The organism is Nocardioides zhouii (genome assembly GCF_004137345.1).
GTDB lineage: Bacteria > Actinomycetota > Actinomycetes > Propionibacteriales > Nocardioidaceae > Nocardioides > Nocardioides zhouii.
On sequence record NZ_SDWV01000003.1, the window covers coordinates 42,078 to 60,653 of the forward strand.

At 71.7% G+C, this 18,576-nt stretch carries 19 protein-coding genes; 9 read left to right on the top strand and 10 right to left on the bottom strand.

Annotated features, from left to right (window positions below; genetic code table 11):
- The first annotated feature begins 23 nt into the window (after window positions 1-23).
- A complete protein-coding gene (locus EUA94_RS03435; protein WP_129424740.1) occupies window positions 24-800 on the top strand; it encodes a 3-oxoacyl-ACP reductase in 777 nt (258 codons plus the stop codon).
- 10 nt (window positions 801-810) lie between these two features.
- Window positions 811-1,521 carry a gamma-glutamyl-gamma-aminobutyrate hydrolase family protein gene (locus EUA94_RS03440; protein WP_129424742.1) on the top strand — a complete coding sequence of 237 codons (711 nt, stop codon included), beginning with the start codon at window positions 811-813 and terminating at the stop codon, window positions 1,519-1,521.
- A gap of 4 nt (window positions 1,522-1,525) precedes the next feature.
- Here EUA94_RS03440 and EUA94_RS03445 read toward each other — a convergent pair whose 3' ends face one another.
- Window positions 1,526-1,972: a VanZ family protein gene (locus tag EUA94_RS03445; protein ID WP_165356780.1), complete on the bottom strand. Its 447-nt coding sequence runs from the start codon at window positions 1,970-1,972 to the stop codon at window positions 1,526-1,528.
- A 198-nt stretch (window positions 1,973-2,170) separates the two neighbouring features.
- Between EUA94_RS03445 and EUA94_RS23025 the strand changes: the two genes are divergently transcribed.
- A complete protein-coding gene (locus tag EUA94_RS23025; RefSeq protein WP_340640850.1) occupies window positions 2,171-2,452 on the top strand; it encodes an MmyB family transcriptional regulator in 282 nt (93 codons plus the stop codon).
- Window positions 2,453-2,458: 6 nt separating this feature from the next.
- On the opposite strand, the gene EUA94_RS03460 is transcribed toward EUA94_RS23025, so the two are convergent.
- The gene (locus tag EUA94_RS03460; protein WP_129424746.1) at window positions 2,459-3,886 is read right to left on the bottom strand and encodes an aminotransferase class I/II-fold pyridoxal phosphate-dependent enzyme; all 1,428 of its coding nucleotides are present in this window, start codon (window positions 3,884-3,886) and stop codon (window positions 2,459-2,461) included.
- A gap of 42 nt (window positions 3,887-3,928) precedes the next feature.
- Window positions 3,929-5,365, bottom strand: coding sequence for a phospholipase D-like domain-containing protein (locus EUA94_RS03465; protein WP_165356782.1), 1,437 nt, complete (start codon window positions 5,363-5,365; stop codon window positions 3,929-3,931).
- A gap of 152 nt (window positions 5,366-5,517) precedes the next feature.
- Here EUA94_RS03465 and EUA94_RS03470 point away from each other — a divergent pair, with 152 nt between their 5' ends.
- The 3 genes from EUA94_RS03470 (at window position 5,518) to EUA94_RS03480 (ending at window position 9,555) form a co-directional block, all read left to right on the top strand.
- Window positions 5,518-7,179, top strand: a complete 1,662-nt coding sequence (locus EUA94_RS03470) for a bifunctional 3'-5' exonuclease/DNA polymerase (protein WP_129424750.1) — start codon at window positions 5,518-5,520, stop codon at window positions 7,177-7,179.
- 73 nt (window positions 7,180-7,252) lie between these two features.
- A complete protein-coding gene (locus EUA94_RS03475; RefSeq protein WP_129424752.1) occupies window positions 7,253-8,962 on the top strand; it encodes a BCCT family transporter in 1,710 nt (569 codons plus the stop codon).
- 17 nt (window positions 8,963-8,979) lie between these two features.
- Entirely contained in the window at window positions 8,980-9,555 is a 576-nt protein-coding gene (locus EUA94_RS03480; protein WP_129424754.1) for a LysR substrate-binding domain-containing protein, read from the top strand.
- 11 nt (window positions 9,556-9,566) lie between these two features.
- Here EUA94_RS03480 and EUA94_RS22020 read toward each other — a convergent pair whose 3' ends face one another.
- The 5 genes from EUA94_RS22020 to EUA94_RS03500 form a co-directional block, all read right to left on the bottom strand.
- Window positions 9,567-9,710, bottom strand: coding sequence for a hypothetical protein (locus tag EUA94_RS22020; RefSeq protein WP_165356783.1), 144 nt, complete (start codon window positions 9,708-9,710; stop codon window positions 9,567-9,569).
- Window positions 9,711-9,791: 81 nt separating this feature from the next.
- Window positions 9,792-10,448 (bottom strand): sulfotransferase family protein, encoded by a 657-nt coding sequence (locus EUA94_RS03485; protein ID WP_129424756.1) that lies wholly within the window; start codon window positions 10,446-10,448, stop codon window positions 9,792-9,794.
- Window positions 10,448-11,827, bottom strand: coding sequence for a GuaB1 family IMP dehydrogenase-related protein (locus EUA94_RS03490; protein ID WP_422879881.1), 1,380 nt, complete (start codon window positions 11,825-11,827; stop codon window positions 10,448-10,450). The genes EUA94_RS03485 and EUA94_RS03490 overlap by 1 nt, the downstream gene beginning before the upstream one ends.
- Before the next feature lie 65 nt (window positions 11,828-11,892).
- A complete protein-coding gene (locus EUA94_RS03495) occupies window positions 11,893-12,510 on the bottom strand; it encodes a hypothetical protein (protein WP_129424760.1) in 618 nt (205 codons plus the stop codon).
- Between the two features lie 26 nt (window positions 12,511-12,536).
- Complete coding sequence (locus EUA94_RS03500; RefSeq protein WP_207210379.1) at window positions 12,537-13,967, bottom strand: pyridoxal phosphate-dependent decarboxylase family protein; 1,431 nt, start codon at window positions 13,965-13,967, stop codon at window positions 12,537-12,539.
- Window positions 13,968-14,064: 97 nt separating this feature from the next.
- Here EUA94_RS03500 and EUA94_RS03505 point away from each other — a divergent pair, with 97 nt between their 5' ends.
- On the top strand, window positions 14,065-14,355 hold the full coding sequence (locus EUA94_RS03505) for a YiaA/YiaB family inner membrane protein (RefSeq protein WP_129424762.1): 291 nt from the start codon (window positions 14,065-14,067) through the stop codon (window positions 14,353-14,355).
- A gap of 149 nt (window positions 14,356-14,504) precedes the next feature.
- Here EUA94_RS03505 and EUA94_RS03510 read toward each other — a convergent pair whose 3' ends face one another.
- Together EUA94_RS03510 and EUA94_RS03515 are read right to left on the bottom strand one after the other, a co-directional pair.
- Window positions 14,505-15,722, bottom strand: a complete 1,218-nt coding sequence (locus tag EUA94_RS03510; protein WP_129424764.1) for an acyl-CoA dehydrogenase family protein — start codon at window positions 15,720-15,722, stop codon at window positions 14,505-14,507.
- Window positions 15,722-17,083: an acyl-CoA dehydrogenase family protein gene (locus EUA94_RS03515; protein WP_129424766.1), complete on the bottom strand. Its 1,362-nt coding sequence runs from the start codon at window positions 17,081-17,083 to the stop codon at window positions 15,722-15,724. Before EUA94_RS03515 ends, EUA94_RS03510 begins: the two co-directional genes overlap by 1 nt.
- A gap of 88 nt (window positions 17,084-17,171) precedes the next feature.
- On the opposite strand from EUA94_RS03515, the gene def reads away from it, so the two are divergent.
- A complete protein-coding gene (def, locus tag EUA94_RS03520) occupies window positions 17,172-17,783 on the top strand; it encodes a peptide deformylase (protein ID WP_129424768.1) in 612 nt (203 codons plus the stop codon).
- Window positions 17,780-18,574, top strand: a complete 795-nt coding sequence (locus EUA94_RS03525; protein ID WP_129424770.1) for a TrmH family RNA methyltransferase — start codon at window positions 17,780-17,782, stop codon at window positions 18,572-18,574. Before def ends, EUA94_RS03525 begins: the two co-directional genes overlap by 4 nt.
- Window positions 18,575-18,576 lie beyond the last annotated feature (2 nt).

Sequence of the window (18,576 nt, forward strand, 5' to 3'; positions counted from 1 at the left end):
ACTCGATCAACGAACGGAGAGACATGACAGGCAGGATCCAGGACCGCGTAGCGGTCGTCACCGGCGGCTGCAGCGGCATCGGCCTGGCGACCGTACGCCGCTTCGTCGAGGAGGGCGCGCGGGTCGTGATCGGCGACATCGACGACGCCTCGGGTGCAGCGCTGGTCGCCGAGCTCGGCGCCGACGTGGTGACGTACGTCCACGTCGACGTGACGTCCAAGGACGAGGTCGACGCGCTCTTCCGGACGGCCAAGGACACCTACGGCTCGGTCGACATCGCGTTCAACAACGCCGGCATCTCGCCGCCGGAGGACGACTCGATCCTCGACACCGACCTCGACGCGTGGCGCAAGGTGCAGGAGGTCAACCTCACCAGCGTCTACCTGTGCTGCAAGGCCGCGCTCCCCTACATGCTCGAGCAGAAGCGCGGCTCGATCATCAACACCGCGTCCTTCGTCGCCGTGATGGGTGCCGCCACCTCGCAGATCTCCTACTCCGCGTCCAAGGGCGGCGTGCTGTCGATGTCGCGCGAGCTCGGCGTGCAGTTCGCCCGCGAGGGCGTGCGGGTCAACGCGCTGTGCCCCGGCCCGGTCAACACACCACTGCTCAAGGAGCTCTTCGCGAGCGACGCAGAGCGGGCGGCGCGGCGACTGGTGCACGTGCCGATGGGCCGGTTCGGCGAGCCCGAGGAGATGGCCAATGCCGTGCTCTTCCTCGCCTCCGACGAGTCGAGCTTCATGACGGCCAGCACCTTCCTCGTCGACGGCGGCATCTCGGGCGCCTACGTCACGCCGATCTGAGGCCTGACCCGTGGACGCACCAGTCGTCGGACTCACGACGTACCGCCAGCAGGCGGCCTGGGGGGTCTGGGACACCCGGGCCGACCTGCTACCCAGTGAGTACGCCGTCGCGGTGGAGGCCGCGGGCGGCGTGCCCCTGCTGCTGCCACCCGTCGCGCTCCCCTCCGCGGCCGAGCGGATCGTCGCGCGGATCGACGCGCTCGTCATCTCGGGCGGGGCCGACGTCGATCCGGGGAGGTACGGCGCCGCGCCGCACGAGCGTACGGCCGGCTGGCAGCCCGAGCGCGACGCGTGGGAGCTCGCACTGCTCACCGCCGCCGACGAGGTCGGCCTGCCGGTGCTGGGGATCTGCCGCGGCATGCAGCTGATGGCGGTGCACGCCGGCGGGACGCTCGACCAGCACACGCCCGACCTGGTCGGCCACGACGACCACTCCCCCGGCGGCGACGTCTACGGCGACGTGGAGGTGGAGACGGAGCCCGGCTCGCTGCTGGCCGAGCTGGTGGGGCCGCGGGTCGAGGTCAGTTGCCACCACCACCAGTCCGTCGCCAGCCACCCCGGCTTCACCGCGGTCGCCCGGGCGGACGACGGCACCGTCGAGGCGATGGAGTCGACCTCCGACCGCTGGCGCCTCGCCGTGCAGTGGCACCCCGAGACGCGGGTCGAGGTCGGCCTGATGGCCGGCTTGGTCGACGCGGCCCGCCGCCACACCGCCCCCTGACCCGTCACCTGGCGGCGCGGTTGCGCCTCAGCGTCGCGGGGAGCGTCAGCAGGACAGCGAGCGCGACGCCGACGAACAGGCCGATCGAGTTGGCCGCGACGTCGCGGGGGTCGGACACGCGGCCCGGGATCTCCTTCTGGACCGCCTCGATCATCGAGGTCAGCACGATGCCGGCCATGATCGCCACGAACCACAGCCGGGTCCCGACCAGGAGCAGCAGGAAGACGCCGAGGGGGACGAAGAGACCGATGTTCGCGAGGAACTCGATCCGCTCGACGCTGAGCCTGAAGGTCAGTGGGTCGAGCTCCGGATAGCGCTGCAGGCGGGCGAGCACCCGCGCGGCGAAGTCCGAGTAGTCGGGCGTCTCCGACCCCGGCGTCAGCGTCACGAGGCCGACGAAGCCCAGGTAGAGCACGGTCAGCAGGCTGAGGAAGGGATGTCGGTGCAGCACCCCACCCATCATCCGGGTCGGACCCAGCCAGTCAGCCGAAGGCCACGCCGGTCAGCTCCTCGGACACCGTCCAGAGTCGAGCGGCGTCGTCCGTGCTGCGCAGCGGAGTCCACAGCTCCTGCGGGCCGGGCGGGCCGCCGGCGTTGCCCGGCCATTGCGGGCCGTAGAAGCCGCCGTCGTCGCCGGAGGTCGCGCAGCGTGATGGCCCTCCGTGGTCCCGGCTCGCGCGCCGCGCACCTCGCCGACCTGCTGCTCGAGCGCAGCGAGGAGTTCCGCAAGCGGTGGGCGGCGCACGAGGTCGGCATCCGGCCGCACGAGGTCAAGCGCTACCTGCACCCGTCGGTCGGCCCGCTGGAGTTGAGCTGCCAGATCGTGCAGGACCCGTTCCAGTCGCACTCCCTGCTCGTCTACACCGCGACGCCCGGCAGCCCGAGCCACGAGCGCCTGATGCTCCTCGCCGCGGCCGACGCGCCCGCGTGACCCCCGTCAGCCGGCGGTGACGCGCAGCGTGGCGAGGGTGGGGTCGGCGGCGTACGCGATCCTGATCCCGGCGGCTCGCGCGTGCTCGAGCGCGCGCAACGTCTCCTCGGTGACCCGTTCGCCGGGGGCGAGGACCGGGATGCCGGGCGGGTAGGGCGCGACCAGCTCGGCGCTGGTCCGGCCGACGGCCTCGGCGATCGGCACGGTCTCGGCGGCCGCGAAGAACGCCCGGCGCGGCGGCACGACGGTGACCGGCTCTGAACGAACGCCGTACGCCGCCGGGCCGACGACGGCGCGGGCCGGCCCACGGTGCTGCGCGACCGACGCAACGACCGCGTCGGTCAGGGCGGTGAGGGTGGCCGCCGTGTCTGCGAGGGAGACGACAGCGACCAGCACGTCGCGGTCGGCGGACTCGACCGGGAGGCCCGCTGCCAACAGGTCCTGCTCGACCGCGTTGCCGTCGGCGCCACTGGCCGACAGCACGACGGTGAGCTTGAGCGGGTCGACCTGCGGGCCGTCGAGGACCGTGAGACCGGGCACGGCACGGAGGCGGTCTCGGGCCGAACGCGTTGCCGCCATCGCGGCGCCGAGCAGCTCCTCGCCGTCGCGCTCGAGCAGCGCCCGGGCGGCGTCCGTGCTGGCCAGGATGGCGCCGGCGGGGCTGGTCGTGGCGGTCGCCTCGACTCCGGCCTCGAAGCGCGCGGGATCGATCCGCTCGGTGCGGGCCAGGATGATCGCGGCCTGGCTCCACGCGGGCAGCGTCTTGTGCGCGCTGGTCACCATCGCGTCCGCACCGAGCTGGAGGGCATGGCGCGGCAGGTCGGGGTGGAAGCCGAAGTGCGCGGACCAGGCGGCGTCGACCACCAGTGGTACGTCGTGTTCGTGCGCCGCCTCGGCCAGTCCGGCGACGTCGCCCACCGTGCCGACGTACGACGGGTCGCCGACGAAGACCGCCCGCGCCTCGGGGTGGGCAACGAGCGCACGGCGTACGGTCTCGGGCGCCACGCCCAGCGGCAGGCCCGTCGCCGGATCGACCTCCGGCCGCACCCACACGGGCGTCAGACCCGCGAGCACCAGCCCCAGCAGCATCGAGCGGTGCAGGGTGCGGCTCACCACCACGGTGTCGCCGTCGTCGGCCACCGCCAGCGCCACGGCCTGGTTGGCGTGGGTGGCGCCACCGGTCGAGAACCGGCAGACGTCGGCGCCCCAGAGCCGGGCCGCACGCGACTCGGCATCGGCGAGCACACCGGTGCTGAGCTTCATCGTGTCGAGCCCGGCATAGAGCGGCACGTCGCCGGCGACGACGTCGCCGACCAGGTCGGTGCGCTGCTTGTGACCCGGGATCGTGAACGGCGTCGGTGGGGACTCGTGGAACCGCAGCCACGCATCGAGCAGCGGCGCGTCTGCGCGCAGCCCGCGCGGGTCGGTCGGCATGGGCCGCAGCCTAGGACCCACCCGTGCGGGCACGCGTGCCGATCAGTCGGACTCCCAGTAGGGGCCCTTGCTGTAGTTGTCGCGCTCGATCGTGGTGACGGGCCGGCGCTCGGTGACCCAGCGCCCGTCGCGCTCCACGCGGAAGGTGGAGTACGTCGTCGTGTACGCGTCGCGCGAGTTGCGGTCGTGGTCCCACTGGTAGTCGAAGTTGCGGACGTACTTCCGCGCCACGCGACGACCCCGGACCGTCAGCCACAGCTCGTCGTTGGCGGTGCTGAGGCTGGCCCAGTTCGACGAGCCGGTGAGCACCATCTCGGTGCCCTGCACGCCGTTGTAGGTGCCCTGGATGACGAAGTACTTCTGGTGGCTGTAGTAGTCGAGGATCAGGTCGTCCTCGCCGTCCTTGTTGAGGTCGAAGTCGTCCTCGGTGTTGTAGTCCAGACCGGTCGAGCGCAGCGGGATCCGTCCGCGCGCCGTCGGCGCACCCAGGATCTGCTTGGTGTGGTAGCCGATGAGCCCGTAGCTGACCCGGAAGTCGCAGCCCTCGGCGAACTTGTTGCGGACCGCCGTGGCCAGGTAGTCACCGCGACGCCCACGCATGGTGTGCATCGACAGGGCGAGGCGGGTCCGGGTGACTCCCCCGGCGCCGTCGGGGGTGAGGCACTGGATCTTGCCGAGCATGTCGAGGACGAGGTCGTTCTTCGGCCCGGACAGCTTCGGGAACGCCCAGACGGTGTGCTTGTCGACGGAGTCGTCGCAGACCGGTCCCAGCGGCGTCCCGCAGAAGAACCGGGGCGGGCGGCGCGTGTCGAAGTCCTTCTTCATGTTGTTGAACAGCGACACGTACTTCCGGAACAGGATGTGGTCGCCGGAGGTGAAGTAGAGGTCGTTCCACTGGTGCAGGGCGGCGTTGAGCATCATGTTCGCCGACCCGACGGCGACGACGTCCTGGGACTTGCCGGACTGCGTGAACGAGTAGAACTTCGAGTGCAGGTTGTTGAACTCGTTCTCGGTGCTGCGGCAGCTCGCCACGCACTTGTAGATGAAGTTCTTCTTGTTCCGGTTGGTGCCGATCTCGGCCCGGATCACCTGCATGGCGCGGGTGTCCTGGTGGTCGTTGAGCAGCATCTGCACCTTGACCCCGCGACGGTGCGCCGCGATGAGCGCGTTCGCCACCGGCATCCGGTCGAAGGAGTAGACCGCGATCCTGATGATCGACCCGCGGCGGGTGTGGCGGATCGTCTTGATGACCTGCTGCTCGATCCGGAAGTGACCCGCCTTGCGGTGGGGGTCGTTGAAAAACGGGCCGTTGGGGGCCTTCCACTGGCGCTTCGCGGCGACCTTGGTCGCGACGGGGGCGGTCGCGCCCTGGCTCACGGAGAGGTCACCGGCCCGGATCGCCGAGGCCGGCGAGCCGGCCACCAGCGCGGTGCCGAGCACCAGGCTCGCAGTGATCAGCAGCGTCGCGATCTTCGACACGGACACACCTTCCTCGGTTGCACAGGCTTTGACGACAGCGGCAACGGGTGAGACCAGCACCCCCGTGTGGGCTAACTGCACGTCATCGATGCCGCTCCGGTCAAAACGGGACGGCTCGCACCACCGTCGGAGGGGTGGGGGAAGGTGTCCCCATGTCGCGCATCCAGGTCTCCCGGTTGCCCGACGAGCGCGTACGGTTGGTCGAGGACGGCACCGAGCACGTGATGGACCTCACCGACCTGCCGGCGTACGTCGCCGAGCGCGAGTCGGCCGGCGCTCCGCGCTGGGTCTGGGACGACACTGCCCGGTGGTACCCGCTGCTCCTGGCCGCCGACGTCCGCGTCGAGCGCTGCCACGACCTGCGGCTGTGCCACCGCCTGCTGCGCCGCGCGCCGGCGGTCGACGAGCGCCTGCTCGAGGGCGAGGAGTCCTGGTTGTGGGACCGGCTCCGAGCAGCGGAGCCGACGGATCCCATGCTCTTCAGCGCCGACGACGCCTCCGAGCACCTGCGCGCCGACATCGAGGACGCCCGTCAGGTCGCCACAATCGAGGCGTCACCCGAGTCCGCCCGGCTCGAGCTGCTGGTCGCGGCGGAGTCGGCCGGCGCGCTCGCGGCCGCCGAGATGACACATGCCGGCGTGCCGTGGCGGGTGGACGTGCACGAGGCGCTGCTGACCGAGTTGCTCGGACCACGACCGCCACGCGGGGCCCGGCCCCGCCTGCTGGAGGAGCTCGCGGACGACGTACGCCGGCTCCTCGAGACGCCCGGCCTCAACCCCGACTCCCGCCCCCACCTCCTGGCCGCGCTGCGCCGGGCCGGGATCGAGGTCCCCGACACCCGGCGCTCGACCCTTCGTGCCGTCGACCACCCGGTCGTCGAGCCGCTCGTGCGCTACAAGCAGCTGGCGCACCTGTTCTCCACCAACGGCTGGGCGTGGATCGACCAGTGGGTCAGCGGCGGGCGGTTCCGGCCGGTCTACCAGCCGGCGGGCTCCGCCACCGGGCGCTGGTCGTCCAACGGGGGCGGCGCACTGTCCTTCCCGGTGCAGGTGCGCTCGGCCGCGGTCGCCGACGACGACTGGGTGCTCGTGGTCGCCGACGTCGCCCAGCTCGAGCCGCGCGTGCTCGCCGGGATGAGCGGCGACCGGGCGCTGGCGCGGGCCGCCCGCGGCGCCGACCTCTACCAGGGCATGGTCGACGACGGCGCCGTCGCGACCCGGCAGGACGCGAAGCTCGGCCTCCTCGGCGCGATGTACGGCGCGACCAGCGGCGAGAGCGGCCGGATGGTCGCCGGGCTGACCCGCCGCTACCCCGCCGCCTTCGGTCTCGTCGAGGAGGCAGCTCGCGCGGGCGAGCGCGGCCAGGTCGTGCGTACGCTCCTGGGCCGCGGCTGCCCGGCCCTCGGCGGCGGGTCGTGGGACGAGTCGCCCGACGCACCACCCGCCGACCTCGACGACCAGGACCGGCACCGCCGGGCCTACGGCCGGTTCACCCGCAACTTCGTCGTCCAGGGCACCGGCGCCGAGTGGGCGTCGTGCTGGATCGCCGACCTGCGCAACCGCCTCTGGCGACTCGGGGCCGACGGACCGCTCGACGCCCGGCCCCACCTGGTCTTCTTCCTCCACGACGAGGTCGTCGTCCACTGTCCCGCGGCGCTCGCCGACGCGGTCGCCGCCGAGGTCACCGCGGCCGCTTCGGCCGCAGGCGCGCTGCTCTTCCGCGAGCTGGCCGTCGACTTCCCGCTCAACGTGTCGGTCGTCCGGTCGTACGCCGACGCCGGCAAGCCCGGCGCCCCTGCCTCGGCCGACGTGTGAGCCTCCTCTCGTCCTGAGCGGGGCGACGTACTCCCGGTTTGCTCGATGTCGAGATTGTTGGTCTGGTCCTCGAATGGCTATTCGCACCGCAGCACCCGATTCCGCGGCGCCGGCCGGGCCCGACAGCCCGCCGGCGACCGACGACCTCCATCCCGCGCTCGACGCGTCGATCGAGCTGAGCGAGCCCCGCGGTTCCGGCCTCGACAAGGTCGTGTTCGGCGTCACCGCGCTCATCGCCGTCGGCTTCCTCGTCTGGGGCCTGGTCAGCACCGCCTCGCTCAGCAGCGCGTCCGAGCGCGGGCTGGCGTGGACGATGACCAACACGGGGTGGATCTTCGTGCTGACCGCGTCGGCGTTCGTCGTGTTCGTGATCTGGCTGGCGATGGGCCGCTTCGGCAACATCCCGCTGGGCCGCGACGACGAGCAGCCGGAGTTCCGGACGGTGTCGTGGATCGCGATGATGTTCAGCGCCGGGATGGGCATCGGCCTGATGTTCTACGGCGTCAGCGAGCCGGTCAGCCACTTCGCCACTCCCCCGCCGGGGACGGGGGCGACGGGCAGCGCGCAGACCGCCATGGCCACCACCCTCTTCCACTGGACGCTGCACCCGTGGGCGATCTACGCCGTCGTCGGACTCGCGATCGCGTACGGCACCTACCGCAAGGGCCGCGTCCAGCTGGTCAGCGCCGCCTTCGAGCCGCTCCTCGGCTCGCGCGCCCACGGTCCCGCCGGCAAGGTCATCGACATGCTCGCGATCTTCGCGACCCTCTTCGGCTCGGCCGCCTCGCTCGGCCTCGGCGCCCTCCAGATCCGCAGCGGCCTGGAGATCGTCGGCGGCATCGGCGGCGCCGGCAACACGGTGCTCGTCGCGATCATCGCCCTGCTCACGGTGGCGTTCGTGCTCTCCGCAGTGTCGGGCGTCGCCAAGGGCATCCAGTACCTCTCCAACATCAACATGGTCCTGGCCCTCGTGCTGGCCGCCTTCGTGTTCGTGGTCGGCCCGACGGTCTTCATGCTCAACCTGCTCCCGACCGCCATCGGCAGCTACGCCGGCCAGCTTCCCGAGATGGCCTCGCGCACCGGCGCCGAGGGTGCCGCGGTGAGTGAGTGGCTCGCCGGCTGGACAGTCTTCTACTGGGCCTGGTGGCTCTCGTGGACCCCGTTCGTGGGCATGTTCATCGCCCGCATCTCGCGCGGTCGCACCATCCGCCAGTTCGTCACCGGCGTGCTGCTGGTGCCGAGCCTGGTCAGCCTGGTCTGGTTCGCGATCTTCGGCGGCGCCGCCATCAAGCTCCAGCAGGACGGCGTCGACATCGCCGGCGCGGGCGGCATCGAGTCGCAGCTGTTCACCGTGCTCGACCAGTTCCCGCTCGCGACCGTGTCCAGCATCCTGGTCATGGTGCTCGTGGCGATCTTCTTCGTCTCCGGTGCCGACGCGGCGTCCATCGTGATGGGGTCGCTCTCGGAGAAGGGCGCGCTCGAGCCGCGCAAGCCGACCGTCATCTTCTGGGGCGTCGCCACCGGTCTCGTCGCGATCGTGATGCTGCTCGCCGGTGGCGAGGACGCGCTCAGCGGGCTGCAGACGATCACCATCATCGCGGCCCTGCCGTTCGTGCTCGTGATGGTCGCCCTCGCCGTGGCGCTCGTGAAGGACCTCTCCAACGACCCGCTCGTCGTCCGCCGCCAGTACGCCATCGAGGCGGTCGAGGCCGCCGTGGTCACGGGCATCACCGAGCACGGCGACGACTTCGTGCTGGCGGTCGAGAAGGACCCGGAGGCCTGAGCCGTAGGGTCGTTCCCATGACCCTGACCATCGGCTTCGTCACCGGCGCGACCCCGGACAAGTGGGCGCGCAACTGGCGGGACCAGCGGCGTGAGCGCCTGGAGCTCGTGCCGGTGACGGAGGCCGAGCAGCTCGACGGCGTGCGCGACGGCGGCCTCGACATGGCGCTGGTCCGGCTGCCCGCGGACACCGACGGCCTGCACTGCGTACGCCTCTACGACGAGCTGCAGGTCGCGGTCGCGTCCCGCGAGCACCTGATCGCCGCCACGGACGACGAGATCGCCACCGGCGACCTCGTCGACGAGCAGCTCGTACGCCCCCACTCGAGCGGCTGGCGACCCGAGGCCGACCAGCTCGACTGGCCGCCTATGTCAGAGCAGGACGCGATCGAGACCGTCGCCGCCGGCACGGGCGTCGTCATCCTGCCGATGTCGGTCGCGCGGCTCCACCAGCGCAAGGACGTCGTGACCCGGGTCGTCGCCGACCTCGACCCGACGACGATCGCGTTGGTCTGGAAGCTCGAGCGCGACGACGACGTGACGCAGGCGTTCGTCGGGGTGACCAAGGGACGTACGGCCCGGTCGTCCCGCTGACGCGAGGACGGTCAGTCGGCGACGAAGACCAGGAAGCCCAGCATCACGAGAAGGATCGGCATCAGCACCCAGAAGTACCTGAGGTCGAAGTACTTCTTCTTCTCGTTCGGATCCCACGGACCCTGCGGATCATGACTCCCCGGATTGATGATCATGCTTCACCATCTCACGGCCGGCGGGACGTCATACGGACGGCGCAACCGCCAACCCGTTCCGTATGACGTCCGGGGCAAGGTTCAGTCGCGGTGCTTGCCCCGCCGCGAGTGGGGCGTCGCCATGACCTCGCGCACCCGCTGCTCGTCGAAGTCCTCGCCGAGCCAGTCGAACAGGCCGACCAACGAACCGGGGTCGGCGACGTAGTCGTCGTAGTGGACGCGATGGACGCTGTCGCCCAGCCCCTCGGCGGCCGCGAGCATCGTCGCCTCGATGCGCTGCACCTGTCCGAGCGGGTCGTCCTTGTGCGTCCAGTAGTTGCTGGCGGCGACGTCCTCGAGGTTGCGGGTGTTGAGCACGAACCGCGCGCCGGGGAAGACCTGGCGGAGGAACGCGACGTAGTCGGGGAGGTCGTCGTCGTACCAGCGGATCTCCTTGTAGCCCGTCACCCGCGTGTCCGGCTCGGGGCGCAGCAGCGTGGCCTCGGCGAGGGCGCGGATGTGCGCGAGCGACGCCTCCTCGGGGAAGGACTCGATGCCGAACCACGGATGCGTCGGCTCGCTCGCGCGAGCCGGGTCGACGCGCGCCTTCTCGGCGAGGCCACTGCGGTGGAACTCGTAGAGGTGCCGCATCGCGTGGCGGTTCTCGCCGCGCAGCAGCCAGCCGGGGATCGAGTTGAGGATGCCCATCAGCAGCGTCGAGCCCGACCGGCCGTACGTCATCACGAAGACGTGGTCCATCACCACGACCTGTCGAGCGGACGGCCCTCGTGGAACCCGGCGGCGGACTGCACGCCCACCAGCGCGCGCTCGTGGAGCTCGGCGAGGTTGCTCGCTCCGGCGTACGCGCACGACGACCGTACGCCCGAGCAGATCTGGTCGATGAGGTCCTCGACGCCCGGGCGCTGCGGGTCGAGGTACATCCGCGACGACGAGATGCCCTCCTCGTAGAGCCCCTTGCGCGCCCGGTCGTACGACGACTCGCCGGAGGTGCGGTTGGCCACTGCGCGGGCCGACGCCATCCCGAACGAGACCTTGAACGGGCGACCGTCGGCGTCGAGCATGAGGTCGCCCGGCGACTCGTGGGTGCCGGCGAACCACGACCCGATCATCACCGAGGAGGCGCCCGCCGCGAGGGCCAGCGCGACGTCGCGCGGGTGGCGTACGCCCCCGTCTGCCCACACGTGCTTGCCGAGCTCACGCGCTGCGGCGGCGCAGTCGAGGACGGCGGAGAACTGCGGACGGCCGACCCCGGTCATCATCCGGGTCGTGCACATCGCGCCGGGACCGACGCCGACCTTGACGATGTCGGCGCCCGCCTCGACCAGGGCGCGGGTGCCCTCGGCGGAGACGACGTTGCCGGCGGCGATCGGCACTGTCGGCGACAGCGCGCGTACGGCCTGCAGGGCCTGTACCATCCGGTCCTGGTGGCCGTGGGCGGTGTCCACGACGAGGCAGTCGACGCCCGCCGCGAGCAGCTCGGCGGCCCGGTCGGCCACGTCACCGTTGACGCCGACGGCTGCCGCGATGCGCAGGCCGCCGGACGCGTCGCGGGCCGGCGAGTAGAGCGTGGCCCGCAGGGCACCGAGCCGGGTGAGCACGCCCACCAGCTCGCCGGACGCCGAGACGGCGACGGCCAGTGGCGCCTTCGCCCGCTCGATGGCGTCGTAGACCTCGCGCGGGTCGGTGGTGGCGGAGACGGTCACCACGGCCGCGTTCATCACCGAGCCCACCTGGGCGAAGCGGTCCACGTCGCTGCAGTCGGCCTCGGAGACGACGCCGACGGGGCGGCCGTCCTGGACGACGACAGCGGCCCTGTGCGCGCGCTTGGGGATCAGCGCCAGCGCCTCGGCGACCGTCTGGTCGGGACGCAGCTCGATCGGGGTGTCGAAGACGTGGTGGCGCTGCTTGACCCAGCGCACCACGTCGGCGACCACCGGGATCGGGATGTCCTGCGGGATCACCGTGATGCCGCCGCGCCGCGCGACGGTCTCGGCCATCCGCTTGCCGGCGATGGCCGTCATGTTGGCCACGACGAGCGGCAGCGTGGCGCCGGTGCCGTCGGAGGTGGCCAGGTCGACGTCGTAGCGGCTGGCGACCGATGACGAACGGGGCACCATGAAGACGTCGTCGTAGGTGAGGTCGTGCGACGGCGGGTCGTGAAGGAACTGCACGTGGGCGAACTCTACGCGGCGGGGAGCTTCCGGGGCCGCAGCCCGACGTCCGCGAGCTCGAGCGCTGCGAGACGTCGTACGACCTCGGGGTCGCGGGCGCGCCAGGCACCGGCCGGGTCGTCGCTGACCTTCGCCAGCACTCGCATCGGCTGGTTGGCGAGCGCCCGGAGCGCGAAGAGGTCGAGGTCCTCCTGGGCGTCGATGAACTGCGCCCCCGCGGTCGCCTCCCGGATGAAGCGCCATCGCAGCGGCAGGTGGATGACCGACACGATGAGGATCGGGATGAGCGCGACGGAGAGGCCGAGCAGCAGGGCCAGCCGCTCCACAGCCGCCACCGTGTCGCGCCCGGCGGAGGCGATCCCGTCGGAGGCGTCGGCCGCCTTGTCGAACGGCACCGCGAGCTCGTCCCCGACCAGGGGGGCCTCACCGAGGCGACCGCCCGCATCGCGGAGCTGCTCGGCCATCGAGGTCGCGGCCGAGTCGGTCTGTCGCGCCGGGCCGGCGAGCTCCATCGTGCCGTCGTGCACGGCCATCCCGATCCAGACCCACAGCACCAACCACGCGACGAACAGCAGGTCGACGATCACCTGGACGGTGCGGCGGACAGGGGTGTCGGCGAAGAGCTTCATGCTCCCCACCTTCTCAGCCCGGCGCGTCAGCCCTGTGCGGCCGCGGCCTCCTGCAGCGCGCGCCACGTGAGGTCGATGTCAGCGGCGGTCGTACGCCAGCTGCCGACCGCCAGCCGGATGGCCGCGCGACCGTTGACCGTCGTGTGGCTGAGGTAGGCCACCCCGGAGGCGTTGACCGCCTCCATCGCCGCCAGGGTCTGCTCGTCACCGCTCGCCAGCCGGAACACGACCAGGGACAGCGCGGGCTCGGTGACCATCTCGAAGCGGTCGTCGGCGGCCACGAGGTCGGCGACGTGCTCGGCCAGCTCGACGCCGCTGCGGATGTGGGCGCGCAGCCCCTCGAGCCCGTACGTGCGCATCACCGCCCACAGCTTGATCGCGCGGAACCGGCGCCCCAGCTGCGGGTGCCAGTCGCGGTAGTCGACGACCTCGCCCGACTCCGTGGCCGCGTTGCGGAGGTACTCCGGCAGGATCGAGAGCGCACCGGTCAGCGCCGCCCGGTCGCGCACCCAGAACGTGCTGCAGTCGAACGTCGTGAGCAGCCACTTGTGCGGGTTGGTGACGAACGAGTCGGCCGCCTCGACGCCCGCGAGGTGGTCACGGTGCTCGGGGCACACCGCCGCGACACCGGCCCACGCCGCGTCCACGTGCAGCCACACGCCCCACTCGCGGACGACCTCGGCGACCGCCGCGATGTCGTCCATCGCACCGGTCGACGTGCTGCCGGCGGCGACGTGCACCATGACCGGCCGGAGACCGGCTTCGACGTCCTCGACGATGGCGTCGCGCAGGGCGTCGACGTCCATCGCCTGCGTCACCGGGTCGATGTCGATCGACCGCACGGCGTCCTCGCCGAGGCCAGCGATCATCGCGGCCTTCACCAGCGACGAGTGCGCCTGGGTGGAGCCGTACACCCGCCACGGGACGTCCCCCAGGCCGTGCACGCGTACGTCTCCCTCACTGGCGCGGTGGAGCGCCGACAGCAGCGCCGTGAAGGTCGCGGTGGAGGCGGTGTCCTGGATGACGCCGCCACCGGCGCCGTCGCTGCGGAACGCGTCCGGGAGGCCCAGCGCCTCGGCGAACCAGTCCAGGACGACCTGCTCCACCTCGGTGACCGCCGGGCTGGTCGCCCAGATCATCCCCTGGGCGCCGATGCCGCTCGAGAGCAGGTCGCCGAGGATCGCCGCCGGCGACGAGTTGGCCGGGAAGTAGGCGAAGAACCGCGGGTGCTGCCAGTGCGTGAGGCCCGGCACGACGATGCGGTCGAGGTCGGCGAGCACGGCCTCGAACGGCTCGCCGGTCTCCGGCGCCGACGTCGGGAGCTCGCGGCGTACGTCACCGGGCGCGACCTGGGCGCGCACCGGCAGGTCGTCGAGTGATGCCCAGTAGTCGGCGATCCAGTCGATCGCGGCGTGCCCCTGGCGACGGAACTCATCGGGCGTCATGTGGTCTGCCATAGCGCGAACGTACCGGGGCAGGTTGGGTCGTCGTACTCAGCACCGATCGGGTACGACGGCAGGTCCGCGGGAGCGCGGGCGACACGAGACTTCACCCATGCCCAAGACCGACACCACCGCCAAGAACACCACTGCCTTCGCCGCCCAGGCCGCGATCTCCTTCGGCGCCTCGCTCTTCGCGATGCTGGTCGCCGTCTACTTCATGGAAGCCGATCCCTGGATCAAGGGGTTCCTCGCCCTCGGCACCCTCTACCTGACCACGTCGGCCTTCACGCTCGCCAAGGTCATCCGCGACCAGCAGGAGGACCAACGGGTCTTCCACCGCATCGACCAGGCCCGCGTCGACCGTCTCCTCGCCGAGCACGACCCCTTCAAGTCCGTCTCCTGACCCACCACACACACGAGGCCCCCTCCCAGATCGCCCGGGAGGGGGCCTCGTCGTGTGTCGGGTGGGGGAAGTCTTGCGGGATGGGGGCGTTGCAACGGCCCAACCGCGCGGGAGTCACCGCTCAAGCGGGGACTCCGACAGACCCAGCCCTACTTCAGCTCAGAGCTCGTCAGCCCGAGGATCCGGCGGGCCACGATGAGCTGCTGGATCTGCTGGGTGCCCTCGAAGATGTCGAGGATCTTGGAGTCTCGTGCCCACTTCTCCAGCAGCTCGCCCTCGCTGTAGCCGAGGGTGCCGCAGAGCTGGACGCACGAGAGCGTCACGTCGGAGCCGACCCGGCCGGCCTTGGCCTTGGCCATCGAGGCCTCGAGCGAGTTGGGCTTGCGGTTGTCGGCCATCCACGCCGCCTGCATCATCAGCAGCTGGGCGCCCTCCCAGTCCGCCTCGAGCTGCAGGAACTTCGCGGCTGCGGCCACCTGGCGCTCGGCCGGGCGGTCGTAGTCGATGGTGACGCCGGCCTGCTCGAGCAGGTCGCGGGTCAGGTCGAGCGAGGCCCGGGCGCACCCGATCGCCATCGCGGCCACCAGCGGACGGGTGTTGTCGAAGGTCGCCATCGCACCGGCGAAGCCCGACTTGGTGTCGATCTCCGGCGAGCCGAGGAGGTCCTCGGCCGGCACGCGGCAGTCGGTGAAGGTGATCGCCGCGGTGTCGGAGGCGCGGATGCCGAGCTTGTGCTCGAGCCGCTCGACCTTGAGGCCGGGGTTGTTCTTGCGGACGAGGAACGACTTGATCGCCGCGCGGCCGAGCTCCTTGTCGAGCGTGGCCCACACGACGACGCTGTCGGCGCGGTCGCCGGAGGTGACGTAGATCTTCTCGCCGTTGATGACGTACTCGTCACCGTCCTTGACCGCCGTGGTCGCGAGGTTGGCCGAGTCCGAGCCGATGCCGGGCTCGGTGATCGCCATCGCGGCCCACGTGCCCTTGTAGCGCTCGAGCTGCTCCTCGTTGGCGACCGACGCGATCGCGGAGTTGCCCAGGCCCTGGCGCGGCATCGAGAGCAGCAGCGCGGTATCGCCCCAGCACATCTCGGCAACCGACAGCACCGAGGCGAGGTTGGCGCCGTTGCGCACCTTCGACGGGTCCTTGTCGGGCGTCTCGTCACGACGTACGCCGCCCGCGCCGGCGCCGCCGGTCGCGCCGGTCTCACTCACGCCGTCGATCAGCGCGGCGAGCATGTCGAGCTCCTTGGGGTACTCGTGCTCGGCGCGGTCGTACTTGCGCGAGATCGGGCGGAGCATGTTCATCGCCAGCTGGTGGGCCTGGTCGATGAGCTGCGCCTGCTTCTTCGGGGTCTCGAGGTTGATCATCAGACCAGCACCGCACCTTCCATGATCCCGACGGCCCGCAGGTCGCGGTACCACCGTTCGACCGGGTGTTCCTTGACGAAGCCGTGGCCGCCGAGCAGCTGCACGCCGTCGAGGCCGATGCGCATGCCCTTCTCCGAGCAGAGCTGGCGCGCCAGCGCGACCTCGCGGGCGAAGTCCTGGCCGCGGGTGGCGCGGGAGGCGGCCTTCCAGGTCAGCAGGCGCATCGCCTGCAGCTCGATGGCGATGTCGGCGACCATGAACGCCACCGACTGGCGGTGGCTGATCGGCTCGCCGAACGCCTGGCGCTCGTTGACGTAGTCCTTGACGTAGTCGAGGACCGCCTGGCCGGTGCCGACCGCGAGGGCGCACCACGCGAGCCGCGAGAGGCGTACGCACTCGGTGTAGGCCACGCCGTCGGTGTCGCCGAGGAGCGCCTCCGCACCGACGCGTACGCCGGTGAGGTGCAGGCGCGAGAGCGCCGCGGCGCGCAGGCCCATGGACGGGTCTGCCTCGACCTCGAGCCCCTCGGTGCCGGACTCGACGAGGAAGAGCGCCGGCGTGCCGTCGAGCATCGCGGCGACGACGAACAGCTCGGCCTCGGCACCGCGGACGACCGCGGACTTCACGCCGTCGAGCACGAAGCCGTCACCGTCGCGCAGCGCGGTCGTGGACAGCTCGAACGGGTCGAAGAGGACCGTCGGCTCCGCGATCGTCAGGGCGGCCGTGGGGACGTCGGTGCCGGTGAAGGCCGGCAGGTAGGTCTGCTGCTGCTCGTCGGTGCCCCAGAGCCCGAGAGCCGTGGCGACGGCGCCGGGAGAGAGCGCGGCCACGGCGAGGCCCATGTCGCCCTTGGCCAGCGCCTCGGCGACGAGGGTGCCCGCCATCGCGGAGCGCTCCTCCATGATCCCGCCGAGCGACTCGGGCACGCCGAGACCGGGGAGGCCGACCTCCTGGGCTGCCGCGAGCACCTCGGCGGGTGCGGCGCACGCCTCGTCGGCCGCCGCGGCGGCCGGGCGGAACAGCTCGGCGGCGAGCTCCTGCACGACGTCGACGAGCATGCTCTCGTCCTCGGTCGGGGTCAGGTCGAAGACGCCGCGCGACGGCGCGTTGGCGGGCCGCTCCCCTGCGGTGCGCCGACCTGCCCGGGCGTACGTGCGACCGGCCGCGGTGGCGACGCGGAAGCCGTTGCGGGTGGTGGAGTAGACGGCCTGCTCGGTCTGCTTGCGCAGGCCGACGCGGTCGATGAGGTCGCTCTGCGCGAGCCGGTTGACGGCGGCGATGGCGTACCCGATGGGATCGCGCGTCTCGCGGGACGACAACCCGTGACGACCGCCGGGCCGGAGGCTGCTGAGGAAGGACATGAGCCAAATGTAACTCTGAGTTACACCCTTGACCAGCGGCGCGTACGTGGTGCCCGTCACCCGGGGTGCGACCACTACGATCCACCGCATGCCCGACGAGCAGCCGACCGACGACCACTCCGACGTGCTGACGCCCCACGGCCCGCTCCCCACCGGCGGATCGCCCCGCGCGATCACCCGCTGGGGCACGCCCGTCATGCACCGCGCGCAGCAGCAGGTGACGGCGTACGACGACGCGCTCGCGACGCTGGCGGCCGACATGGTGGCCACGATGTACGCCGCCGACGGCGTCGGCCTGGCCGCCTGCCAGGTGGGCGAGGACGTCGCGATGTTCGTCTTCGACTGTCCCGACGACGAGGGTGTCCGCACCGTCGGCGTGGTCTGCAACCCGGTCCTCACGCTGCCCGAGGGCAAGGACCGCCAGCTCGACTCCGACGAGGAGGGCTGCCTCTCCTACCCCGGCTCGTTCGAGCCGTGCGCGCGCCCCGACTGGGCCCGCGTCGACGGCTTCGGCCTCGACGGCGAGCCGGTGTCCTTCGATGGCGACGGACTCCTGGCCCGCTGCCTCCAGCACGAGACCGACCACACCCTCGGCACCGTCTTCGGCGACCGCCTCTCGGCCAAGTCCCGCAAGAAGCTCGGCAAGAAGCACGACGCCGCAGCGGAGGACTACCCCCTCACCTGGCCGGCCTCGTCGTGAACGACCTCCGCGTCACGCGCGAGAACGCCCGCTTCCAGCAGTGGGAGGCGCTGCTCACCAACCGCTCCAAGCGGCACCGCACCCGCGAGTTCCTCGTGCAGGGCGTCCGCCCGATCACGCGGGCGGTCGAGGAGGGCTGGACCGTACGCGCCCTGCTGCGCGCGGACGGCACGTCGTCCACCTGGGCCGACGACCTCTGGGCGGGCACCGACGCCGAGCGGGTGCTGCTCTCCCCCTACCTCCACGCCCGGCTCAGCGGTCGCGAGGACGGCGCCGAGCTCGTCGCCGTGATCGAGATGCCCGACGACGGGGTGTCGCGGCTCGAGGGCTCCTCGCGGCCCCACGGACCGATCGTCGTCTTCGACCGGCCGACCAGCCCCGGCAACATCGGCACGCTCGCCCGGTCGGCGGACGCCTTCGGCGCCTCGGCGCTCGTCGTCACCGGCCACGCGGCCGACCCGTACGACCCGCAGGCCGTCCGCGCCAGCACCGGCTCGCTCTTCGCGCTGACCGTGCTCCGCGTGCCCGGCCCCGGGCCGGTGGTCGAGCACGCGCACGCCCACGGCTACCGGATCGTCGGCACCGACGAGGAGGGCAGCGCGCTCGCCGACGTCGACCTCGGCGGCCGGGTCGTGGTCGTCGTCGGCAACGAGACCCACGGCCTCTCCTCGCAGTGGCGCGCGGTCTGCGACGACGTGGCGAGCATCCCGATGGTCGGCTCGGCGTCGTCGCTCAACGCGGCGGTGGCGGGATCGATCGTGCTCCACGAAGCGCTGCGTCAGCGCGGCTGAGC